The sequence below is a fragment of the Heyndrickxia sp. NPDC080065 genome (assembly GCF_050281185.1).
Lineage (GTDB): Bacteria > Bacillota > Bacilli > Bacillales > Bacillaceae_C > Heyndrickxia.
Genome location: NZ_JBNNWS010000013.1, coordinates 101042 through 122987, shown reverse-complemented (window position 1 = coordinate 122987; position 21946 = coordinate 101042). Strand labels below are relative to the sequence as shown.

Sequence of the window (21946 nt, the reverse complement as noted above, 5' to 3'; positions counted from 1 at the left end):
TTATCTCTCCTTTTTTATGACTATATCGTTATACAACTCGAATGTATCCGGATAGACAGGTTGATTTTTATTCATTAAAAAAACAATTGTATTCCGAACTGCAAACAATAGTGCTTCATTTAGATCCTTTTCAGCTAAATTTCTTGCTTCCTCTACTCCGAGAAATTGACGACCAGGCTCAATATAATCAGCTATATAAATCACTTTTTCAAGGGAAGTCATATTTCTTCTCCCTGATGTATGATAACGAATAGCGTTTAAAATTTCAATGTCTTGTATACCTGCCTCATGTTCGACTAAATAAGCACCCACTGGGGCATGCCATAATTCGGGATTATATTTTAAAAGTCGAGCATCATAATTTTGCTCGATGATAATTTTTTTCATTTCCTCTAGTGGACGAAATTTAGCATAATCATGAAAAATTGCTGCTAATTCAGCTTTTTTTTTGTCTACATGATACCTTTCAGCTAATTGAATGGCTGTCTCAGTTACGCCTAGTGTATGTTTATAACGTTTTTCAGTAAGCTGTTTAGCCACAATTTCTAAGGCTTTATTCCTTTCCATATAAATTGTGCTCCTTTATATATTCGATTACATCATCATTGACTAAATATTTGATTGATTGTTTATTCTTTATTTTATTTCGGATAGCAGAAGAAGATAAATTAATATCTGGTATTTGAACATGTAAAATTGGATACTTCGTTTCATGTGAGTGTCCAGGTCTGTTGACTCCGACAAATTGAATAATATTACTAAGTTGCTCAATATTATACCAATTAGGTAAATATTCAATCATATCTGCACCAATAATAAAGTAAAATTCAACATCCGATTCCCTTTCCTTTAAAAATGAAATCGTATCATAAGTATATGAAGGTCCTTCTCTTTCAAACTCAATTAATTCCATTGCAAAGTAAGGGTGGTCTGTAATCGACAAGGAAATCATTGTTTTGCGATCTTCATTAGTAACTTTGCTATTTCGCTTTTTATGAGGTGGTTCTTGATTGGGCATGAAACGTATTTCATCAAGCTGTAACGACTGACATACCTCATTTGCAACAATTAGATGTCCTATATGTGGTGGATCAAATGTTCCCCCTAAAATTCCGACCCGCTTTGTCATTTTGTCATCACCTAAGGAAGAGTTATTTGTTTATTTTCTTTTGATTCTTTATAAAGGACAATAATATTTCCAATAATTTGAACAAGCTCTGCTTTTGTCCCCTTTACGATACTTTCGGCAACGGAGTCCCTATCTTCTTCACAATTTTGTAAAACACTTACCTTTATTAACTCACGCGCTTCCAAAGCTTCCGAAATTTGCTTAATCATGTTATCGTTAACCCCACCTTTTCCAACTTGAAAAATTGGATTAAGATGGTGAGCTTTAGATCGTAAAAAACGTTTTTGTTTTCCTGTTAACATGGTGTACTTCCTCCTAAGTGGTTCATTACTATTTTTTTCATTCGTTCAATATTTGGTGTAATACCTGTCCATTTTTCAAAGGCAATAGCTCCTTGATAAATAAACATCCCTAGTCCATTACTAGTAGTAGCACCTCTTTGTTTCGCTTCTTTTAATAAAGCCGTTTCAAATGGATTGTATATAATATCGACTATATGAGTATTTGGTTTTATGTTTTTTAATGATATCGGAGTATCCATAACATGTGGACTCATACCAATCGATGTAGTTTGAATAATTAGAGAATAATCACCTAACATTTCCTCTGCTTCTCCCATTGTTAGAATATTAGATTGGGAAGGATAAGGACACCCATCAATAAGTTGTCTTGCACGTTCTATTGTTCGATTACAAATATCAACACTTTGGACACCATCATGAATGAGAGAAAAATAAATAGCTTTAGATGCACCACCTGCACCTATAATTAATACCTTTTCATTAACAAGACTCTTTTTCCATTCTTCTTTTAAAGAACGGATAAAGCCAAGTCCATCAGTATTGTATCCAACAAAATTATCATTTTCACGAACGACTGTATTGACTGCTCCTATTGCTTTAGCTAAAGGATCTATATCATCTAATAATGGAAGAATCTTTACTTTATGAGGGATTGTTACGTTAAACCCCTCTATTCCAAGTGCATTCATTCCTTTTACAGCATCTTCTAATTGATCGTTCGTTATATGAAAAGGAAAATAATGATGATGATCCAAATGCAAATCGCAAAAAGCATCATTATGCATAACTGGAGACATAGAATGTGCAATAGGATCTCCGATCACTCCAAATAATTTCCCCATAATCCATTTCTCCTCTCTAAGTACATGTTCAAAAAGGAGGACAAAAAGAGCCGAGAAGTTCAAGGAAGCGTAGCCTCCGAGCACCGGAGCGTATGCTTTTAATACGTGAGGAGCGGAGGAGCAAGCTGACGCCGAAATTCGACAGCTATTTTTCCCGGACTTTTTGAACATCCTCTTTATATAAGTGAGTTCCTTAACATTACATTAACACCCTTCGGTACATACGCTGCAACCTTTGCACCTGGTTCATTAACTGTAACCCAACCTAGTCCTGAAAAAACGATATCTGTCTTTGCTTCTTTAATCATAAATTCATATCGGATTAGTTTTGGAAACTCCTCTATACCATCTTTTCTTGGGGGCTGCAGTAATTCTCCTACATGATTTTCATATAATTGGTCTGCATTTTCAATTTTTGTTCGATGAATTTTCAATTCGTTCGATAAATAACAAACAAGTGATCGTCTGCCACCGCTAATATAATCTAGGCGTGCTAAGCCGCCAAAAAATAATGTCTGCTGTTCATTTAATTGAAAGATAGTAGGTTTAATTTCCTTTTTTGGAGTAATCACCTTTAAATCTTTTTTATCCACATAATGGGCCATTTGATGGTGATTAATGATTCCCGGTGTATCAATCAAAGCATTCCCATCATTTAAAGGAATTTCGATCATATCCAATGTTGTACCGGGAAAATGTGATGTAGTAATGACGTCATTCTCCCCTGTTACATTTTTAATGATTCGATTAATAAATGTAGATTTTCCAACATTTGTACATCCTACTACATACACATCTTTGCCTTCACGATACTTATCAATGGCTTCCATTGCTTCATCTATAGAATGGCCTTTCGTTGCACTAACAAGAAGAACGTCTACTGGTGCAAGTCCTAATTGCTTAGCCTGTTGTTTCATCCAGTTGATTAGCTTTGGTCTTTTTACCGATTTCGGTAACAAATCTTCTTTATTCCCTATAAGAAGTATCGGATTTTTCCCTACAAATCTATGTAGTCCTGGAAGCCAACTCCCATTAAAATCGAATATATCTACGATTTTTACAATTAATCCATCTACAGTTCCTAAACCGTTTAGAATTTTTAAGAAATCATCATCTGTGAGGGATACATCCTGAACCTCATTATAATGCTTTAATCGGAAACACCTCTGACAAATAATTGTTTCTTTTTCTAGGCTTGATTGCGGAGCATAGCCGAGGCCTTTCGGATTTTCAGTTTGAATGGTTATCCCACATCCAATGCAAATATGTTCTGTCAATGTTAATCCTCCCAATTAATTAATCCTTTTCGTTTAAACGATGACATAATTCTTCTTTCAATTTTTCGATTAAAACGTGTCATAAATCCGTCAGATTGGGCAACGGGAATCACGAGTATCGTATAAAATCCACTTCGATTTCCTCCAAGAATGTCTGTAAGAAGCTGATCACCAATAACCACTGCCTCTTCTTTCTTCACATCCATTATTTCAATAGCTCGTTTAAAAGCCTTTGATAGTGGCTTTCTAGCTAAAAAGATAAAGGGAATTCCTAATGGATCGGCAAATTCCTTAACTCTTTTTTCGTTATTATTCGATACAATGGTCACCTTAATATTATGTTTCTTCATGTCCTCAAACCATTGAATTAGCTTAGGTGTTGCATTAGGTCTATCCCATTCAACCAATGTATTATCCAAATCGGTAATTATTGCTTTAATGCCTTTTTCCTTCAAAGCTTCTGGTTTTATAAGAAATACGTTTTTTACATGCTCATTCGGTAAAAAATTTTTTAACAGCAATCATAGACACTCCTATCCTTCTTTAAACAACTTCTTTTCGAGATACACTTTATCATACCAATTTTAGGGCTTTATTCAAAATAAAAAAAAGATATGTGAAATTTCCAAAAAAATATTTCGACAAAATTCTCTTTTTCCCAACATTGTGGATAACCTTATTCACATTATACACATTGTTTTATCTATCTATAAAAGATTTATAAACAAGATACTCACAACTTATCCACCACCTATTGTGGATAACAAGAACGCTTGTTCCATCTAATGATGTTTGTTAGAGTAAGGGTACAACATGATAAACATACTAGTATATGTAAAAGATGTAATTTTAGAATGAAAATTTTTGGAGGTGATGGCTTATAATGAGAAATTTATCAGATGAATTATTAATCGAATCCTACTTTAAAGCAAAAGAATTAAAGTTAAGCCGGGATTTTATACGCCTCATTGAAACAGAAATTCATCGACGTTCATTGACAAATCGAATGAAAATGTCTTCGTAAAATATGGATCCCTACAAATGTGTAGGGATTTTTTTTATTTATTTTGCTTTGTTACTGGTTCCTGTTGTTAAAGTCCTCTGTAGGGTATAAGTGAAGCCATTTCTTTACGTAGTAAAACTTGCTGAACGAATACCCTACAGATTTTATTAGAAAAAACAATATTGGTTTACAAAGCCTATAATTTATCAGTTAAAAACCCCAGAACATCTCCCATCTTCACTTCTGCAGGAATATGTATATCTTTTTTCAAAGAAAATGTATCCTTTTCAAACAAAAGAACAACGGTTGAACCGAATGAAAAATAGGCCACCTCTTCACCTTTTTCCCAGTTATTAGATGGAGATGTACATTCAATGGAATTAATAAACATTGCTCCAACCTTTACTACTAATAATGAACCTTTTCCATGCTTCACTTCAGAAATTACTCGGTAATTTTTCGCTAACGGTGATCTTCCGTATTTTAAGCCAAGACGGTTTACCGGATACGATCTTTTCCCTAGTGAGTATCGTTCGATCACCTCGCCTGTTACAGGGCTATGTATACGGTGGTAATGCCTAGGGCTTAAATATAAAATAATAAAGGTGCCTCCTAAATACTTATCAATTCGTTCTTCTCCACCTAACATTTCCTTTATGGAATAGGATTTTCCTTTTACTTCAATACTTTTATGAATAGAAATTTCGCCACATTCCTCAATTACTCCATCCACAGGACTAATAACAGCATTTTCATCCTGGGCAATTTCACGAGCACCAGCTTTTAGCTTTCGGGTAAATAAATCATGTAATGTAGTGTATGTATGAAGTTCTTGGAGCATCTCATTTTGATTGATTTGATAAACTTTTGCATATGATCCAATGAAAGGTTTACTTATTTTTGACTGGGCAAACTTTTTTATAACGTTGGACAATAACTTATGATTGGTTAATTCAATTAAAAAACGATAGATCCATTTTTTCAAGATTCTTCCTCCACTTTATAAAGCTTTTATGTTAAGATTGTAAAAATCTTAATCGATTTTTCTTGTTTCAATTACCTACTTTTCCTAAAATTCTAATACTATTGAAATTCTGGCATCTTTTCTTAGAAAAATGCTTCTATATCAAGTGTTAACACTATATTAAAACGTTCGATTCAAGAACAAAACAACTCTAAGAAAAGAGCCTTAGTAAAAAACCTCTTAACTTTAAGGTCTTTTCAATTTATAATAAAATATTATTATATAATAAACTAGAAAAATGTGAATCCTTTCATAAATAATAGGAGGTGAATTATTTGTTTCATTCTGATGTCATTGATCAAACCATCAAAAAGTTAAGAGCACAGACCGCTAACATGCTTACACTTTTCAACCTTGGCTTGGGCGGATTTGCCATTTTAGTTGCGATAAATGGACAGCTTAGCCTGAGTGTCGTTTTAATTTTTATGGCAGCACTTGCTGATCGATTTGATGGTTTAGTTGCACGAAAATTAAATATTGAATCTGATTTAGGAAAACAATTAGACTCAATGAGCGATATTGTTTCCTTCGGTGTCGCTCCTGCCATCCTTTTATACCAAGGAATTATACATTCATTTGGCTATCCTGGGTTGTTTTTTACCGTATTTTATATAGGTTGTGGTGCTTTTCGTTTAGCTCGCTTTAACATCACAGAGAACAATGGATATTTTACCGGTCTGCCAATAACTGCAGCGGGATGTCTAGTAACCTTAAGCTACCTAGGTCTTCCTATATTTCCACCGCATTTATACTTATTTATTATCCTTATTTTAGCATTATTTATGATTGCATCGTTTAAATTAAAAAAGCTTTAAATAGCATTTAATAATAAGAATGCCGGCTCGTATATTGAGCCGGCACATTTTTTAGTTCTTAGTAGCTTCCAAGAATTCCTCAACATCCTTCACACAAAGCTTTACTCCTTCTTCCCAGAAATCGCGCTGTGTTAAATCAACATTTAAATGTTTCTTAGCTAAATCTTCTACTTTCATAGAACCTGTATCCTTAAGTAAAGCCATATACTTTTCTTCATAGCCTTTTCCCTCTTTTTGTGCCTGTGCATAGATTCCTAAAGAGAATAGATAGCCAAAGGTATATGGAAAATTATAGAATGGAACACCCGTAATAAAGAAATGAAGCTTAGAAGCCCAGAATAGTGGATGATATTCTTCTAGAGCATCCCCATATGCCTCTTTTTGAGCATTTAACATTAATTCATTTAAGCGATCTTTTCCTACTAAACCTTTTTTACGTTCTTCATAAAATCTAGTTTCAAACAAAAATCTTGCATGGATATTCATAAGTAATGCAACAGATCTTTGTACTTTATCTTCTAGTAATGAAAGTCTTTCATCTTCATTCTTCGTATTATTAACTGATGCATCTGCTACAATCATTTCCGCAAACGTGGATGCTGTTTCAGCAACGTTCATTGCATACCCTCTTTTTAGCGGATGAACGTCCCTTAATGCAAAGGAATGAAAAGCATGGCCAAGCTCGTGTGCTAATGTAGAAACATTAGACGGAGTACCTGAATAGGTCATAAATATTCTCGATTGACCGCTTACAGGGAATGATGTACAAAATCCACCTGGTCGTTTTCCAGCACGATCTTCCGCTTCTATCCAGCTATCTTCGAATGCTTTCTTTGTAAAGCTCGCTAATTTGTCGCCAAATTCACTAAAATGCTGAATGATAAATTCTGCTCCTTCTTGAAAACTCATTTGGCTATTCACATTTCCTATTGGTGCATCTAGATCATACCAACTTAGCTTTTCGACTCCTAGTAGCTTTGCTTTCCGCTTTAAATACTCAGTTAATGGCTTTTTATAATCACTGATAACTTGCCACATTGTATCTAAAGTTTCTTTTTGCATACGATTATAGCTTAATGGTTCTTTTAATACATTTTCCCATCCTCTTTGTTCATAAATGGAGAGACGAAATCCAGCTAGATGATTTAACGTAGCAGCAAACATATCAGCTTTTTCGTCCCATGCCTTCTCCCAATTTTGAAAAACTTCTTCTCTAATCTTTCTATCTGGGTTTGAAAACTTATTATGCGCTTGCCCAACAGATAGCTCAACTATTTTTCCATTTTCCTCAAAAGGTACTTTAACATGGCTAACAAGTGTATCATACATTTCACCCCAGCCATGGTATCCATCCACACTCAGAGCATTAAGCAGAGCTTCTTGTTCTTTTGGAAGTTTCTCTTTCGCAGTGTCTCTACGCTCTTTTATAACAAATTCTAATTCTTTAATTTCATCCTCTTGTAGAAGTTGATTCCATACATCTTCATTTATGTTTTTCAATTGATCATCAAAATTTGTCAAAATAGTATTAAGTTGTGCACGGTAATTTGCAACAAGACCTCTTAATTCATTTGCTTTCGTATCCCCGGTATTTTGTGCTTGCAAACAACTAACAAATGCTCCAGCTTGTCCAAGCATTTGAGTGTTTGTTTGCAGTTTTTTTAGCAATTCCAAGAATATACCTTTATCATCTAAAACTTTAGAAGAATCCCAATTATTCACTTCAATTTCAAATGATTCTAACGCAACTTTAATTTCATTTAAAAAATTTCTAAATTCTATGGAGCTGCTTCCACCCTTAAAGAAAGCATCAAGATCCCAAGTTAATGAATATGTAGTAGTTGTCAAAGAAAATCCCCCTTTAATGTATTAGTACGTTTATATTATAAACACTTAAGGGGAATTTTTCTAATATTTAAAACACCTTAGAATCCGAAATTTTTTTATTAATTTTAGAAACTAAGTCTTCTAGGACACAAACTTGCCATTAATTAGTAAAAATCTGTTCATTTTTATTCGATTTAGAAGAAGAAATATATGCTAAATTTAAGGTAATTAAAGGCTGTTTTCTAAATTGCCAAAAAAACCGAAGGAGTGATGAAACATGTTTGCCATTGTTATTGGACTTGTATTATGCACTGCTGTTGCCTTAGTTATTACTGCAGAAGTAACCGTGGAAATGGAAGCATAAATATCACCTATTCATTTCGTTATTAAAGATGTACAGTTATTATTTTAATTTTCTAATACAACGAGGCCAACCTTTTTGTGTCACACACTTAAGTCGGCCTCATTGTTTTATTCTTCCTTTTTTTCTTTCTTTTTCTTTTCTTTTTCTGCGCGATAAAATTCATGGAACATTTTCATGAGTGCTCTTTTTTCTATACGTGAGACATAGCTTCTTGATATACCTAACTCCTTTGCAATCTCACGTTGAGTTTTTTCTTTTTGCAAATCAAGTCCGAATCGTCCGATAATCACTTCTTTTTCTCTGTCATCAAGGACGTCAATATATTCCTTTACCTTTTCAAGCTCCATACTTAATTGGATCGTATCGAATACATCCTCTGCATCTGATTTTAAAACATCAATTAATGAGATTTCATTTCCTTCCTTATCTTGACCAATAGGATCATGCAGAGATACATCTTTTTTAGTCTTCTTAAGAGCTCTTAAATGCATAAGAATTTCGTTTTCTATACATCTCGCAGCATATGTAGCCAGTTTTGTTCCTTTTCCTTCTGAATAGCTTTCAATCGCTTTTATGAGTCCTATAGTGCCTATTGAAATTAAATCTTCAACATCCTCACCAGTATTCTCGAATTTCTTGACAATATGAGCGACTAGACGAAGATTATGCTCAATTAAAATGTTCCGGGCTTCTTCATCCCCACTTGCCATTTTTTTCAAAAACTTCCGCTCTTCACTGGCTGAAAGTGGTTGTGGAAATGCATTGTTTTTCACGTATGAGACAAGAAAAACAAGTTCTTTAAAAAGATAACCAATTGCTGTCAAGATTCCGGACATTTTTTTCACCTCCGTTAGGTATCTGCCTATTATTTATGCTTATGTTATTAATCAGTTGTTCGTGCATGTCCATTACACAAAAATTATCATGCGAGAAAAGAACACAAACCTTAGGATAATACATTTGCTATCCAGCATTTGCAAAACAAAAAAACTGATCTTAGTTGATCAGCTTTTTCGTTTTTTACGTTTATGAAAAGGAATTGTTAATAGCGTAATTTGTAAAAACAATGGATTCACCCCTATTCTTTTTCACTAGGCGGAATCTTTCTCCACCCATAAAGAATTCAATCTTTTATTTTGAAAAATCACCATCATCATACTCTCCTCTCACAATATTTTATTTTGTCATTAGATATTTCTGAAAAAAAGATCGCTGTGCTTCATTTTGTTTTGTTCTAAAATCTCATTAATTCTTGCTTCTTGTAAACTTTCTTTAATCGATTTATTGCGTTTTTGTATAGTTACAGTTATAAACAACAGATTCAGTGTCATTATAGTTTCACCTCCTTTAATACAGAAAAAGCCGCAGGAAGAAAGCATCCCCTGCGACTTTAGGTTTTAAAGACAGCAAAAAACCGCAGGAAGACATACATCCGTCCTGCGGCTTAGATTATTAGTTAAGTTAAAGCAATTCTAATTTCGGCAAGGTCGAATGGTCAAATATAAAGTTTTGAACAATAAATAATCCAGTTAATTTTTTCACTTCAAACGACCTCCCTTTAAATGAATTTTTTACTTATAAAGGTAAGTATATCCAAAAAAATCTTATCTGTAAACATTTTTTTAAAAATTTTTTAAATTTTTTTATGAATATATGCGAAAAATAGTTTTTAATAAAAGGAAAAAGGCCAAAGGATTCTCCTCTGGCCTTTATTTTTTACCTGCAGCTGGTTTTGAACGTTTTATAAAAAATGCAAGAATTAATGCAACAGCAGCAATTCCAGTTGCTACAACGAAGGCATCATTGATCCCGCTAATCGTAGACTGCTGCATTACTTTTCCATAAATAGTGCTGGTTGCCAACCCCTGCCCTGACTGTGAAGGAATACCAGCTGCACTCGCAATTCCTTGCCCTAGTTCTGTTAGTTTGTTTGCAATATATGGATTTGAACTAGAAATGACATTACCATAATTTGCAGCGTGGTATCCTGTTCGAGTTGTCATAACTGTTACTAAAAAGGCTGTACCTATACTTCCTGCAACTGTTCGTGCTGTGTTTGATGCTGCGGTTCCATGACTTGTTAAGTGAAGTGGTAATTGATTCATCCCTTCAGTCATAACCGTCATCATCAAAAATGACATTCCGAACATCCGTAATACATATAAAATCATGATATGTGCATAGGATGTTTGCATCGTTAATTGAGTAAATTGCCATGTTGTAATAACAGTAATGATTAAACCAAATATAGCCAATGGCCTTGCACCCATTCGGTCAAATAATTTTCCTGATATTGGTGACATAATCCCCATAACAATGGCACCTGGCAGCATAAGCAAGCCCGATTCCAATGCGGTAAAACCACGAATATTTTGTAAGTAAATCGGAAGTAAAATCATCGCTGCAAACATTGCCATATTAATAACCATGCTAATTACGGTGGTTAATGCAAAGATATCGTATTTAAAAACACGTAATTCCAGCATCGGATTATCAGTGGTTAATTCTCTCCATACAAATAAAATTAAACCAATGATTCCAATAACCAAGGAAATAATTACTACTGCACTTCCCCATCCATTATTCCCGGCTTCACTAAACCCATATAGTAAAAAGCCTAGACCAATAGCTGAAAAAATAAATCCTGGTGTATCAAATTTTGGATTCGTGACTTTTGTAACATCCTTCATCCAAGCGAATGCCAAAATTAAATCAAGAATTCCAAATGGAATAACAATATCAAACAATACTCTCCATGAGTAATGGCCGATAAGCCACCCAGATAGAGTTGGACCGATGGCTGGGGCAAAAATCATTGCCACACCCATTAATCCCATTGCAGCACCACGTTTTTCTGGTGGGAAAATGGTTAAAAATACCGTCATCAATAATGGCATAATCACCCCGGCGCCTGCTGCCTGTATGACTCTTCCCAACATTAGCATTGAAAATCCGGTTGATATGGAACATATAAAAGAGCCTATAGTAAATGCCGAAACAGAAAATAGTAACAATTTTCTTGTTCCTAGTTTTGCAATCAGAAAAGCTGTAATAGGAATAAAAATTCCATTCGTAAGCATATATCCGGTAGAAAGCCATTGAACAGTACTTGCAGAGATATTTAGGTCATTCATAATGTGAGGAATCGCAACATTTAAAAGTGTTTGATTTAAAATTGCTACAAACGCTCCGAGCATCATGGCTGCAATGATCTTTCCTCTACCATTAGCAAGCTGCTCATCTATCTGTTTTCCTGCTTCACTAGTATCTTTACGGTCACTAGTAACCTTTTCTTCCTCTTTAACCAAATCAGCAGCTTCATTTACGTATTCTAAAGCTGGTTCGGATATTGCAGTTGTTTGGAGTGTTTCATTTATCAATTCATCTGTAATAGTTATATCTTTTTCATTATTTGTATCTTCGACTTTTTCTCCTATTTGTTCATTTAAGCTTTGGTTGAGCCTATTTACATTCTTTTTACGGAGAATGAAGTTTACAACTACAAACAATAAAATTGATATCAGAATATAACCTGCGATATATATTGACATGTCATCACCTACTTATGAATTCGCACAGTCACATTCATACCTGGAACTAAATTAAGAGTGCTCACAATGGATATTTTGACTGGAATTACTTGAGTTTCCTTCGTATAATTCCCTGAAGCATTACTACTTGGCAATAAAGAAAAAGTTCCTGCGGTCGCTAATCCTATTTCTTGCACCTTACCCTTTAAAGTAGAATTTGGATATGCATCTACATATACATCAACATCTTGTCCTACTTGGACGTCATCAATTTTGGTTTCCTCAATATTTGCTGTTACCCATAAATTAGTTAAATCATAAGTAATAGCTAGTGGTGTACCTGCACCAACAATTGTGTTTTTAACTGCATTTGATTGAACAATTGTACCGTTTGCAGGTGCTTTAATATCAATATTTTGAGTTCCAGCGGCACCCGTAGTTTGAACAGTAGCGATTTTATCATTTTTAGCGAAAGTATCCCCTGTTTTTGCATTCCAGTCAATTAATTTACCACTAACTGGTGAAGCTATATTGACCTGTTGTCCTGAAATTTGGGCATTGTCTGTTGTTAAATAAGTAACTGAACGATTGTAGTAATAATAGCCGGTAAATCCGCCACCTACTAATATGATTAGTAAAATAACATTAATTAATATCATTCGTTTTGCATTCATAGATGTTCATTTCCTCCTAAAACGTTAAAATGTTTAATATTTCTTTGTGAATTTGAAGTAATTGTTTAATATCTTCTTCAGGCAATTGATTGATTTTATTTAGATATTTGACTAATTTAGAGTCCGATTCAATAAATTGCTTTATTTTTAATTTTCCTTCATTCGTTAAATGAAGGGTAATGGCACGACGATCATGTTTTGGATTATCTCTTTCAACATATCCACTATTAACTAATCGATCAATAACTCCACTTACAGTACTGTTTGTCAATTTTAAATTCTCAGCTAGTTCACTTAAACCAATTTTTGGTTTAGTAGAAATTTGATAAAGTGCTTTTAGCTGTACGACCGTTAACCCAATATTTTCCGCATCTTCTTTTGCTAATTTGAATATTTCTTTATTAATTTGAGAAAATGATTCTAGAACCTCATTATTGAAAACACTCCACAATATTTTCCCTCCTTTTTTTATTTATATACAATACTTCACTTCACTAATATTTCTCATATATAATATTTCGTATGCGAAATAAAATGAACGTAAATTATAATACCACATTTACATAAGCATATGTCAATAAAAAAATAACGCATATTTTGCGTTATTTTTTCATTAAATATTCTTTTCCTTCTTCACTTTCAAGGAGAATGGTTCTGCATCGGTTTGATAATAAAAAGAAACTAACTGATAATATTATTAAAATAGCAGTTCCACCCATTAAAATATATGTTTTATGCAGTGTTCTTCCATCCATAGGAAGAGCAGCTCCTAAATATAAAAACGTTGTCAAAGCTAATAAAGTAAATCCATATCGTTTATAATCTATCATTTTTTCATAAAGAACTTTCGCCTTAGACACGATCATCACCTAACCTTCTCTATGAATCTCTTTTTTTACTTTATCATAGATTTAAAGGTCATTTCCCATGTAATTAGCGGAAGATATGGAAATAAAATCATCAAACTAGTTATTCTTTAGCTGTTTGACAATCCCCATAACGAGCTTTGCAGAGTTTAATGCTGCAGTTTCCAAAAACTGATCAAAGGATATATTAGATTCTTTTCCTGCTATATCAGATAAAGAGCGTATAATCACAAATGGTATATTAAATTGGTATGCAACTTGTGCAATGGCTGCTGCTTCCATCTCAGATGCTTGGAGCTGTGGAAATTTTTCACGTACAAATTCCACTCTATTTGGATCATTCATGAACGAGTCACCCGTAGCAATTAATCCTTTTACGGCTTGAATATCTTCAAGTTCCTTTGCACATTCCTCTGCAATCGAAATTAATTGGTCATTCGCTTGAAATGCAGGTGGCATTTGAGGAACTTGTCCATATTCGTAACCAAATATAGTAACATCTACATCATGATGCCGAACCTCAGTTGAAATGACTAAATCACCAACCTTTAAAGCTGGATTAAATCCTCCAGCAGAACCAGTATTAATGACAACATCTGGTTTATACTTATGTAATAAGATGGATGTTGACATTGCCGCATTTACTTTTCCAATTCCTGAACGAAGCAAGATTACTTCTGAATGATTCATTTTTCCAGTAGAAAATTCGTATCCTGCAATCGTTTCGACTGTTCGGTTTTCTATATTGTCTCTTAAAATGGCTACTTCTTCTTCCATAGCCCCAATAATAGCTATCTTCATCTCAATACCTCTTTCATTCATCGTCATTTTCACTTTATTATAAAACAATAGAGTCAAAAAATCACTTTTTCCTGATAAAATAGAAAATGGAGGGATGAAGATGAATTTTCAATTTGAATTAATAGAGGACAAAATAGAGTTTTTTGAAGCAACAGATATTAAAGAACTTGAAAAGAAAATAAATGATAAAGTAGAACAGAATAAGGCAATTATGATGCATGTCCATACTGTATCTCACCAAATGCATGTAGATGAAAACGGAAGGAAATTTTACTCTGCAGTGGTTCATTTTAAATTAAAAAAATGATTAAGAAAAAAGATATCTGCATAAAGTGCAGATATCTTTTTTATCGCTTATCATTTTTTTCAAGTTCCAATACTTTTGTAGGTTTCCATCCTTCCCCATCTACCCAGTTAAGGTAAACACGATAAACCTTTGATGAGTCATTCTTTGGGGAAACAGTTCCTGTCACTTCATTATCAGAACCACCATCACGTCCTAAAAACCAAATGGTTAAGTTGTCTTGAGAAATTCCGGTTGCATATGATAAAGCAGCTGTTTTTTCTTTCCAATCAATTGAATTTGCATCTGATGAGTACTGATGACCATTTGTTTGTTCTGTACCAACACTCTTCCAATTCGGATTTGTGTATGATTTTTTTACATTTGGTTCCTGACTCTCTTCAGCAACAACGTCTTCACCGTCTAAATCCTGCTTGTTTTCATCAGTTAGGCTAGTATTATTTTCCTGATCTTTTCCTGAATTATTATCATCTGTAGTTGTGCTATTACTATCTGATTCAGTGTTTTCTTGACTTCCACTTGTGTCTTCTGTTGTGTTTGACTTACTATCATTATTTTTATGTTCAGTCATTTTATTATTTTTAATAGCAGATGCTTTTTGATCATTATTTTTACCACCTAAAAAGATGGAACAACCAACAACAATAATTAACACAATGACAACTAATATCAACGAATTTAATATGATATTCGTTTTTCGTCTTTTGGATCTTTGGACAGATCGGGAACGAAATTGATTATCATAATGATTTGCCATTTTCAAATCCCCCTTTTCATTGACATTATCATACCATGACTTTTTATGAAGGAAAAGTTTATACGAATAATTACTCAATTTGTACCACTTATTTTTGTATCTTTCTCATAAATTAAGTTTACTATATCCGCAAATAATGGGTTAATTCCTCCTTCATTCTCTGGAACCTCTAAGTTTACAACAACTAATGCATATTTTGGATTTTTAAATGGAAAATATCCAGCAAACCATTTATTATGAAGCTGTTGGTTGTTCAAATAAATACCCGTCTCCGCAGTTCCCGATTTTCCGGCTACTTCATATGGAAGCTGTTGAAACCATCTGCCCGTACCGTTATCATTTGTTACTACATGTCTCAGCATTTTTTGAAGTTTAATTGCTGTAACTTTTGAGATGGTATCTCCCTGTGATTTTTGCTTAGGAAAATCAGCCATGGTCGTTCCATCCTGGTACTGAATTGCTGAAACAGTTCTAACCGTTAGTTGTTCACCACCCCTAGCAATTGTCGCCATCATATTTGCTACGGCTAATGGTGTAATTCTTACTTCTTGCTGTCCGATACCTGTTTGCGCGGCAAAATTATCATCTCTTTTACTTTCTTCCTTAGCAAAAACTTGTCCTTCATCTTCAATGAATTGTCTAAAATTCGTAAAATGATAAATATCTCCATCCCAGCTAATTTGCCCTATTAGTCCTAATTTTTTTGCATATTCATCTAAGAGATTCGGATTTTCTTTCTTTAACCTTTTTGCCAATTCACCAAATGTTCGATTACAACTTTGTGCAAAGCTCTCATCAAAATTTAAATCTCCTAATTTCCTTTCAGCTGGCTTACCATACAAATCTAAACTGCATGGGAAGATTTCGGAATCATTTACTATTCCAGTTTCAATAGATGCTGCAGCAACTACTGTTTTGAAGATTGAACCAGGAATTTGCTGAGAAAACATCATATTTTCAACTGCATTATCAGCATATGGATCTCTTGGATTCATTTTTGGACGTGATATATCGGCTAAAATTTCATTATTTTCTATATCTAAAAGAAGAACTCCTCCTTTTTTGATTTTATACTCATCTACCTTTTTTTCTATTTCTTCCTGTAATTCCTTATTTATAGTGGTTTGTATTTTTACAGGATAAAATGGATTACCTGGACCAGTATATTTTACATTGATTCCAAAGAGTGGACCACCAATGGCATCAACATGATAGACAAGCTTAGACTCTCCATCGGGTAATAAGAATTCATCAAATTGCTTTTGTAATCCGGTAATACCAATCTTCTGATTCTGCATTCCCTTTTTATCCGGGTATCTTTTAAGAAATGTATTAGCATCCTCACCAGTGATTCCAATCAGTTGTGCCGCAGTAGGATTTGCTTCAGTATATTTTTTCCTAACAGCAAATACACCCGGTATTTTTAATTCATTTATTTCTCTTACTTGTCTATCAGTTAATATATATGGATTATTTCCATGAAAAATGAAGGGATTTTTCGCATTTTCTAATTCACTCAATAGTTGATTCTCTGAAACATCTAGTATACTTGCTACCTTAGAGGAATCCCATTTCAGCTTTTTTAAAAATGGGAAGAGAACTAAAACTGATTTCTCTTGATAAGTTAGGGACTTATTATTTCTATCCAGGAATTGTCCTCTTCCATCATCGATAATCATCTGTTGTGTTCGTTGTGTTACACTCTCTTCAATGAGATTTATATGATGTTTTGAAAAGGATTCCGTTTCAATTAATTGTAATTGAACAAGCCTGCCAATTAGTAAGGAAATCATTAAGAAAATGCAAATGGCAAGAAAAACATACCGCTTTTTTCGCATTTAATCACCTCGGCTGTTTTTTTTCTTCGCTTCCACCCCTTCATTCTTGACGGAAAAATGATTTCATAACCTTGAAATTGAATATTTTTATTTTAATTTTGTGAAAAGTAGGAAAAGCGCAAGCGCCTTGCTCATCGACGTATGGACTGGAGGGACTTCGACTGAGATAAAGGAAACACGATGAGCCCCTAAGGGCGAATCGATGTTGACTTATCGTAGGGAGAAGTCCTGAAGTCCGCTAGTCGATAGGCGCTGGAGCTAGACAACGAAGACACTTTTTGAAACTTATAGCCTTTAAAATTTAATACTTTCTTACCTTTTCAACACAAAAAAAGCTAAGTTCCCAAAAAAGGAACTTAGCTTTTTATTATTTTATAGAAATAATCCTTACTTTCATTTCACCACCAGGTGTTTGAACGGTTACTTCTTCATTAATTTTTTTACCTAGTAGACTTTTTGCAATCGGTGAGTCATTTGAAATTTTCCCTTCAAATGGATCCGCTTCTGCACTACCTACGATTGAGTATGTTTCTTCATCACCGTCTGGTAATTCGATAAAAGTAACTGATTTACCAAGTGTTACCGTATCAGAATTTAAACCATCGTCTTCAATAATCTTTGCATTTCGAATCATGTTTTCTAGCGTTGTCACACGACCTTCAACAAATGCTTGCTCTTCTTTTGCTGAATCGTATTCAGAGTTCTCGGAAAGATCTCCAAAACTACGTGCTATTTTAATTCTTTCAACAACTTCTTTACGTTTAACCGTTTTCAAATATTCAAGTTCTTGCTCTAATTTTTCTTTTCCTGCTTGTGTCATAGGAAAAACTTTTTCTGTAGCCAAATCCCTTCACTCCTAATTTTCTATTTGTATAGGTTGTTAAATACATCATAGCGCGTCCTAACTATGAGGGCGCGCTTTTTGAATATATAATTATTATCTAGACTATCGTATTACAAAAATGATTTTTGTTCAAGAATTGTTTGAATTTTGGTTACAACTAGATCAATGGCAACGTGATTTTGTCCGCCTTCAGGAATGATAACATCAGCATAACGTTTAGTTGGTTCGATAAATTGATTATGCATCGGTCTTACAACATTAGTATATTGTTCAATGACTGATTGCATTGTTCGACCACGATCCTCTATGTCCCGTATCATTCTTCGCATAATTCTTAAATCAGCATCTGTATCCACATAAAGTTTTATATCCATTAAATTGCGCAATCTTGTATCTTCTAATACTAAAATTCCTTCTAAAATTATTACATCTTTTGGCTCAACAATAATTTTTTCATCAGAGCGAGTATGCTGAGTATAATCATAGACCGGCTTTTCTATTGGTTCATAATTTAGCAGCTTCTCAAGATGTTCAATTAATAAATCATTATCAAATGCAAGTGGATGATCATAATTCGTTTTTAGTCTTTCCTCAAATGGTAAATGGCTTTGGTCTTTATAATAATAATCTTGCTCAAGAACAAGTATTGAGTGCCCTTTAAAGTGGTCATATATAGCATGTGTAACACTTGTTTTACCCGAACCTGATCCACCCGTGACACCAATGACTGCTGGCTTACTTCTCATTGACTGGTTGTTCCCCTTTCAAATCACATTTTTCGTTCATTGCAGGCACGAAATGTTTTTCTTTAAGATAATTTCCTACTAATAGCCAAACCGTCTCCGACTGGAATTATAGTTGTCAAATAGTCTTCATGATTCATTAACCACTCATTGTATTTTTTAATTTTGCTGACCAGATTCCGAATTCGTTTGTTGTCAATCGTTTCTTCAACAACGAGTCCTTTAAATAAGACATTATCTGTATAAACATAGCCATTCTTCGTTAACAATGGGGTGTATAACTCAAAAAACCTCATATATTGACCTTTTGCAGCATCAATAAAGATAGCATCAAATGGACCTTGCTCTTTGACCACTTTAAATATATCGAGTGCATCGCCTTTTAAAACAGTTATTTGATTAGTAAAATCTGTTTTTGCAATATTTATGATAGCTTGATCATATCTTTCATCATCTCTCTCAATTGTAACAATTTGAGAGTCAGGAAGGGCTTCAGCCATCCTCATTGCAGAATAACCAATCGCAGTTCCGATTTCTAAAATCTTTTTCGGTTGCTGCATCCTTAACAATTGAAGCAATACTTCTATACCTGCTAATTCCATTATCGGAACATTGTGGACAGCAGCGTATTTCTCCATTTCTATAAATAGAGGACTTCTTTTCTTTATTAATGATTCAACATAAGAATGTATTGCATCCTTCATTTTTATTGCCTCCTAAAGACAAAAGCGTAAGCGCCTTGCTCATCGACGTACGTACTGGAAGGACTTCGACTGAGATAAAGGAAACACGATGAGCCCTTAAAGGCGAATCGATGTTGACTTATCGTAGGGAGGAGTCCTGAAGTACGCTAGTCGATAGGCGCTGGAGCTAGACGTAGACTTCCCTCATAAGAAAGTTATTCAGAAGCGAATTTATAATAATTCCATAAGCGAAAAGGCGCTGACATGAAAAGTAGAAAGCTCCAAAGTAAAAGCTTTCTACCATCACTAAATGTGATCGTCTCGTTGATATTGTAAAAAACACGTTTTCTATTTTAGCATAATTTTTCAATTACTGCTACCATATATACTCGTTTACTTTATATATTCTGCTTTTAATTTATTATGTTCAGCCAAAGTCTTGGAATAATAAACTTTTCCTGTTTTTGTTGCTGCAAGGAAATATAAGTAATCCGTTTTTGCTGGGTTTATTGCTGCCTCTATAGATGTTTCTCCAGCACTTGCGATTGGACTTGGCGGTAAACCAAGAATTTTATATGTGTTGTATGGCGAAGATACTTCTAAATCTTTATAACTAACCCGGCTTTTATGTTCCCCTAAAGAATATAGCACAGTTGGATCCGTTTGTAATGGCATCCCAACATTCATACGGTTATAAAAAACACTGGCAATTTTATGTCTATCTGCTTTAGCTGTCGCTTCTTGCTCAATTAATGAAGCCATCGTTAAAATATCATGAATGTCTAACTTTTTACTGCTAATTTGATCTTTGTATTTTTCGATCACTGTATTTGTTTTTATCAGCATTTTATCGATAATCTGATCTAAAGTTGGCTTTGAGTCATAAAATGAGTAGGTAGCAGGAAACAAATAACCCTCTAGTGGGTGCTTTATGTCCTTTTCTAGTACTTTTTTTGATAAAATGTCCGGGTATTTTTTTATTAATTTTTGAATATATTTTGGATCATCCATTTTTTTAATCATTTCATTTTTATTAAAATCAGTGTTTTTTGCAATAATATCTACGATTTGAGTTAATTGCAAACCTTCAGGAACTGTAAATTTAAGTTTTGCCTCTTTTAACACTTTCCCAGTTTTTAAATGTGTAATAATTTCATTTAAATTCATTGAAGGCGATAGTTTATATGTACCCGCTTGAAATCCAGTTTCGTTTTTTAATTTTACATAATATTTAAAAATGAACCCTTTTTTTATAATACCCTTTTTCTCCAAAACATTTCCTATTGTCGATGCAGTTGAGCCAATTGGGATTTCTACAGTTTTTAATTCTTTATTATTTGGTTCTACAGGTTTTAACGCGGATTGAATATAGAGATATACTGCCAAAGAAGCTCCAGCAAAAATTAAAATGATTGTAAGACTGATAATAGCAACTATTTTACGTATTGTTTTAGCCTCATCACGTTTATTCAACATTTTTTTATATACTTCATCCTTATTATTTTTTTTATCTGTCAATTTTTCCATCACCCTTTCAAGCAAACCATATACACTAAATATAATAGTTGTAGACAAGTAGGCTTTAACGAATTTAATATTTTTTGTTACTTGTGTAAACCTAATTTATCCCATACATTATACTACATCTTTCAGGATTTTCGACTTATTTTTACAAGAATAATCAAATATGGTGGAATGATTGAAATTAGACGATGTTAATTTAGTGTTTTTTATTAAAAGCTCTTTTCGTATAAATTGTTGTTTTTAGACAATAAACTTAGTCCGTTGATTTCCGCTCCAGACACTTGCTTTCCGCGGGGAGGGATGAGAGCCTCCTCGGCGTTACCGCCTGTGGGGTCTCCCACTTCCCTCTTTTTCCCGCAGGAGTCAAGTGTCCTCCGCTACAATCAACTCAGATTGTTAATAAAATATCAACAAAAAATCAACAAACTTTACAAAAACAGCCTTATTAAAAAACCTTTCCTGAGATTCAGGAAAGGTTTTTAGAAGTATTTTATACTGAATAGAATTATTCCTCTTCTTGTTCATCAAGAAAAGTATTTAACATTTCTTCAATCATGTCCCATTCTTCTTCAGTTTCGATTGGTTGAAGGTCGCCTTCTTCTCCTTCTTCATTTTGGATAAATGAAGAAGCATGAATTTCGATTTCTTCGTTTTCATCTTCTTCTGAACCTACTGGGAAATATAATACATATGACTTCCCAAATTCCTCAGATTCAAATGTAAATAAAACTTCAAAAAGTTGCTCATTTCCTTCTTCATCAATTACTGTAATATGCTTTTCACCATGTTCCATTTTCTT

General features: G+C 33.7%; 25 protein-coding genes. 3 read left to right on the top strand and 22 right to left on the bottom strand.

Translation table 11 applies throughout. The features are described from left to right. From yqeK to ACQKP0_RS16710, 6 genes are all read right to left on the bottom strand, one after another. Complete coding sequence (yqeK, locus tag ACQKP0_RS16735; RefSeq protein WP_427406979.1) at positions 1–567, bottom strand: bis(5'-nucleosyl)-tetraphosphatase (symmetrical) YqeK; 567 nt, start codon at positions 565–567, stop codon at positions 1–3. Then, the gene (locus ACQKP0_RS16730; RefSeq protein ID WP_427406978.1) at positions 554–1129 is read right to left on the bottom strand and encodes a nicotinate-nucleotide adenylyltransferase; all 576 of its coding nucleotides are present in this window, start codon (positions 1127–1129) and stop codon (positions 554–556) included. Before ACQKP0_RS16730 ends, yqeK begins: the two co-directional genes overlap by 14 nt. 11 nt (positions 1130–1140) lie before the next feature. Then, entirely contained in the window at positions 1141–1431 is a 291-nt protein-coding gene (yhbY, locus tag ACQKP0_RS16725) for a ribosome assembly RNA-binding protein YhbY (RefSeq protein WP_427406977.1), read from the bottom strand. Beyond that, a complete protein-coding gene (aroE, locus tag ACQKP0_RS16720; protein ID WP_427406976.1) occupies positions 1425–2273 on the bottom strand; it encodes a shikimate dehydrogenase in 849 nt (282 codons plus the stop codon). The genes yhbY and aroE overlap by 7 nt, the downstream gene beginning before the upstream one ends. A 176-nt stretch (positions 2274–2449) precedes the next feature. After that, complete coding sequence (gene yqeH, locus ACQKP0_RS16715; RefSeq protein WP_427406975.1) at positions 2450–3550, bottom strand: ribosome biogenesis GTPase YqeH; 1101 nt, start codon at positions 3548–3550, stop codon at positions 2450–2452. A 2-nt stretch (positions 3551–3552) separates the two neighbouring features. Continuing rightward, a complete protein-coding gene (locus ACQKP0_RS16710) occupies positions 3553–4071 on the bottom strand; it encodes a YqeG family HAD IIIA-type phosphatase (protein ID WP_427406974.1) in 519 nt (172 codons plus the stop codon). A 362-nt stretch (positions 4072–4433) separates the two neighbouring features. Between ACQKP0_RS16710 and ACQKP0_RS16705 the strand changes: the two genes are divergently transcribed. Beyond that, positions 4434–4574, top strand: a complete 141-nt coding sequence (locus tag ACQKP0_RS16705) for a sporulation histidine kinase inhibitor Sda (RefSeq protein ID WP_427406973.1) — start codon at positions 4434–4436, stop codon at positions 4572–4574. Between the two features lie 175 nt (positions 4575–4749). Here the strand turns inward: ACQKP0_RS16705 and ACQKP0_RS16700 are convergent, their stop codons facing one another. Next, complete coding sequence (locus ACQKP0_RS16700) at positions 4750–5538, bottom strand: phosphatidylserine decarboxylase (protein ID WP_427406972.1); 789 nt, start codon at positions 5536–5538, stop codon at positions 4750–4752. A gap of 314 nt (positions 5539–5852) precedes the next feature. Between ACQKP0_RS16700 and pssA the strand changes: the two genes are divergently transcribed. After that, on the top strand, positions 5853–6392 hold the full coding sequence (gene pssA, locus ACQKP0_RS16695) for a CDP-diacylglycerol--serine O-phosphatidyltransferase (RefSeq protein ID WP_427406971.1): 540 nt from the start codon (positions 5853–5855) through the stop codon (positions 6390–6392). Between the two features lie 51 nt (positions 6393–6443). Here the strand turns inward: pssA and ACQKP0_RS16690 are convergent, their stop codons facing one another. The 8 genes from ACQKP0_RS16690 to mtnN all read right to left on the bottom strand — a co-directional run bounded on the left by ACQKP0_RS16690 (position 6444) and on the right by mtnN (position 14454). Beyond that, positions 6444–8240 (bottom strand): M3 family oligoendopeptidase, encoded by a 1797-nt coding sequence (locus tag ACQKP0_RS16690; RefSeq protein ID WP_427406970.1) that lies wholly within the window; start codon positions 8238–8240, stop codon positions 6444–6446. 450 nt (positions 8241–8690) lie between these two features. Continuing rightward, positions 8691–9419: an RNA polymerase sporulation sigma factor SigK gene (gene sigK, locus ACQKP0_RS16685; protein ID WP_427406969.1), complete on the bottom strand. Its 729-nt coding sequence runs from the start codon at positions 9417–9419 to the stop codon at positions 8691–8693. 351 nt (positions 9420–9770) lie between these two features. Continuing rightward, positions 9771–9914, bottom strand: coding sequence for a YrzI family small protein (locus tag ACQKP0_RS16680; protein ID WP_427406968.1), 144 nt, complete (start codon positions 9912–9914; stop codon positions 9771–9773). A gap of 378 nt (positions 9915–10292) precedes the next feature. Further along, the gene (locus ACQKP0_RS16675; protein ID WP_427406967.1) at positions 10293–12134 is read right to left on the bottom strand and encodes a DHA2 family efflux MFS transporter permease subunit; all 1842 of its coding nucleotides are present in this window, start codon (positions 12132–12134) and stop codon (positions 10293–10295) included. A gap of 8 nt (positions 12135–12142) precedes the next feature. Beyond that, positions 12143–12787, bottom strand: a complete 645-nt coding sequence (locus ACQKP0_RS16670; protein WP_427406966.1) for an efflux RND transporter periplasmic adaptor subunit — start codon at positions 12785–12787, stop codon at positions 12143–12145. 16 nt (positions 12788–12803) lie between these two features. After that, positions 12804–13238: a MarR family winged helix-turn-helix transcriptional regulator gene (locus ACQKP0_RS16665; RefSeq protein WP_427406965.1), complete on the bottom strand. Its 435-nt coding sequence runs from the start codon at positions 13236–13238 to the stop codon at positions 12804–12806. A 151-nt stretch (positions 13239–13389) separates the two neighbouring features. Then, entirely contained in the window at positions 13390–13653 is a 264-nt protein-coding gene (locus tag ACQKP0_RS16660) for a YrhC family protein (protein ID WP_427406964.1), read from the bottom strand. 99 nt (positions 13654–13752) lie between these two features. Beyond that, complete coding sequence (mtnN, locus tag ACQKP0_RS16655) at positions 13753–14454, bottom strand: 5'-methylthioadenosine/S-adenosylhomocysteine nucleosidase (protein WP_427406963.1); 702 nt, start codon at positions 14452–14454, stop codon at positions 13753–13755. 100 nt (positions 14455–14554) lie between these two features. Between mtnN and ACQKP0_RS16650 the strand changes: the two genes are divergently transcribed. Further along, a complete protein-coding gene (locus tag ACQKP0_RS16650; protein ID WP_427406962.1) occupies positions 14555–14761 on the top strand; it encodes a DUF2536 family protein in 207 nt (68 codons plus the stop codon). Positions 14762–14801: 40 nt separating this feature from the next. On the opposite strand, the gene ACQKP0_RS16645 is transcribed toward ACQKP0_RS16650, so the two are convergent. The 7 genes from ACQKP0_RS16645 to ACQKP0_RS16615 form a co-directional block, all read right to left on the bottom strand. Beyond that, complete coding sequence (locus ACQKP0_RS16645; protein WP_427406961.1) at positions 14802–15515, bottom strand: YrrS family protein; 714 nt, start codon at positions 15513–15515, stop codon at positions 14802–14804. A gap of 74 nt (positions 15516–15589) precedes the next feature. Further along, the gene (locus tag ACQKP0_RS16640) at positions 15590–17353 is read right to left on the bottom strand and encodes a peptidoglycan D,D-transpeptidase FtsI family protein (protein ID WP_427406960.1); all 1764 of its coding nucleotides are present in this window, start codon (positions 17351–17353) and stop codon (positions 15590–15592) included. A 367-nt stretch (positions 17354–17720) separates the two neighbouring features. Then, positions 17721–18197 (bottom strand): transcription elongation factor GreA, encoded by a 477-nt coding sequence (greA, locus tag ACQKP0_RS16635; protein ID WP_427406959.1) that lies wholly within the window; start codon positions 18195–18197, stop codon positions 17721–17723. A gap of 110 nt (positions 18198–18307) precedes the next feature. Then, positions 18308–18943, bottom strand: coding sequence for a uridine kinase (gene udk / locus ACQKP0_RS16630; RefSeq protein WP_427406958.1), 636 nt, complete (start codon positions 18941–18943; stop codon positions 18308–18310). A gap of 62 nt (positions 18944–19005) precedes the next feature. Continuing rightward, positions 19006–19644 (bottom strand): O-methyltransferase, encoded by a 639-nt coding sequence (locus ACQKP0_RS16625; RefSeq protein ID WP_427406957.1) that lies wholly within the window; start codon positions 19642–19644, stop codon positions 19006–19008. Between the two features lie 372 nt (positions 19645–20016). After that, on the bottom strand, positions 20017–21096 hold the full coding sequence (gene mltG, locus ACQKP0_RS16620; protein ID WP_427407034.1) for an endolytic transglycosylase MltG: 1080 nt from the start codon (positions 21094–21096) through the stop codon (positions 20017–20019). Positions 21097–21652: 556 nt separating this feature from the next. Continuing rightward, positions 21653–21940 (bottom strand): DUF1292 domain-containing protein, encoded by a 288-nt coding sequence (locus tag ACQKP0_RS16615; RefSeq protein WP_427406956.1) that lies wholly within the window; start codon positions 21938–21940, stop codon positions 21653–21655. Positions 21941–21946: the final 6 nt, after the last annotated feature.

Excerpts from the sequence above, each read along its gene's own strand:
- yqeK (WP_427406979.1), bottom strand. The coding sequence starts at position 567 with ATGGAAAGGAATAAAGCCTTAGAAATTGTGGCTAAACAGCTTACTGAA.
- ACQKP0_RS16730 (WP_427406978.1), bottom strand. The coding sequence starts at position 1,129 with ATGACAAAGCGGGTCGGAATTTTAGGGGGAACATTTGATCCACCACAT.
- yhbY (WP_427406977.1), bottom strand. The coding sequence starts at position 1,431 with ATGTTAACAGGAAAACAAAAACGTTTTTTACGATCTAAAGCTCACCAT.
- aroE (WP_427406976.1), bottom strand. The coding sequence starts at position 2,273 with ATGGGGAAATTATTTGGAGTGATCGGAGATCCTATTGCACATTCTATG.
- ACQKP0_RS16705 (WP_427406973.1), top strand. The coding sequence starts at position 4,434 with ATGAGAAATTTATCAGATGAATTATTAATCGAATCCTACTTTAAAGCA.
- sigK (WP_427406969.1), bottom strand. The coding sequence starts at position 9,419 with ATGTCCGGAATCTTGACAGCAATTGGTTATCTTTTTAAAGAACTTGTT.
- ACQKP0_RS16680 (WP_427406968.1), bottom strand. The coding sequence starts at position 9,914 with ATGACACTGAATCTGTTGTTTATAACTGTAACTATACAAAAACGCAAT.
- ACQKP0_RS16675 (WP_427406967.1), bottom strand. The coding sequence starts at position 12,134 with ATGTCAATATATATCGCAGGTTATATTCTGATATCAATTTTATTGTTT.
- ACQKP0_RS16670 (WP_427406966.1), bottom strand. The coding sequence starts at position 12,787 with ATGAATGCAAAACGAATGATATTAATTAATGTTATTTTACTAATCATA.
- ACQKP0_RS16660 (WP_427406964.1), bottom strand. The coding sequence starts at position 13,653 with ATGATCGTGTCTAAGGCGAAAGTTCTTTATGAAAAAATGATAGATTAT.
- mtnN (WP_427406963.1), bottom strand. The coding sequence starts at position 14,454 with ATGAAGATAGCTATTATTGGGGCTATGGAAGAAGAAGTAGCCATTTTA.
- ACQKP0_RS16650 (WP_427406962.1), top strand. The coding sequence starts at position 14,555 with ATGAATTTTCAATTTGAATTAATAGAGGACAAAATAGAGTTTTTTGAA.
- ACQKP0_RS16645 (WP_427406961.1), bottom strand. The coding sequence starts at position 15,515 with ATGGCAAATCATTATGATAATCAATTTCGTTCCCGATCTGTCCAAAGA.
- ACQKP0_RS16640 (WP_427406960.1), bottom strand. The coding sequence starts at position 17,353 with ATGCGAAAAAAGCGGTATGTTTTTCTTGCCATTTGCATTTTCTTAATG.
- udk (WP_427406958.1), bottom strand. The coding sequence starts at position 18,943 with ATGAGAAGTAAGCCAGCAGTCATTGGTGTCACGGGTGGATCAGGTTCG.
- ACQKP0_RS16625 (WP_427406957.1), bottom strand. The coding sequence starts at position 19,644 with ATGAAGGATGCAATACATTCTTATGTTGAATCATTAATAAAGAAAAGA.
- ACQKP0_RS16615 (WP_427406956.1), bottom strand. The coding sequence starts at position 21,940 with ATGGAACATGGTGAAAAGCATATTACAGTAATTGATGAAGAAGGAAAT.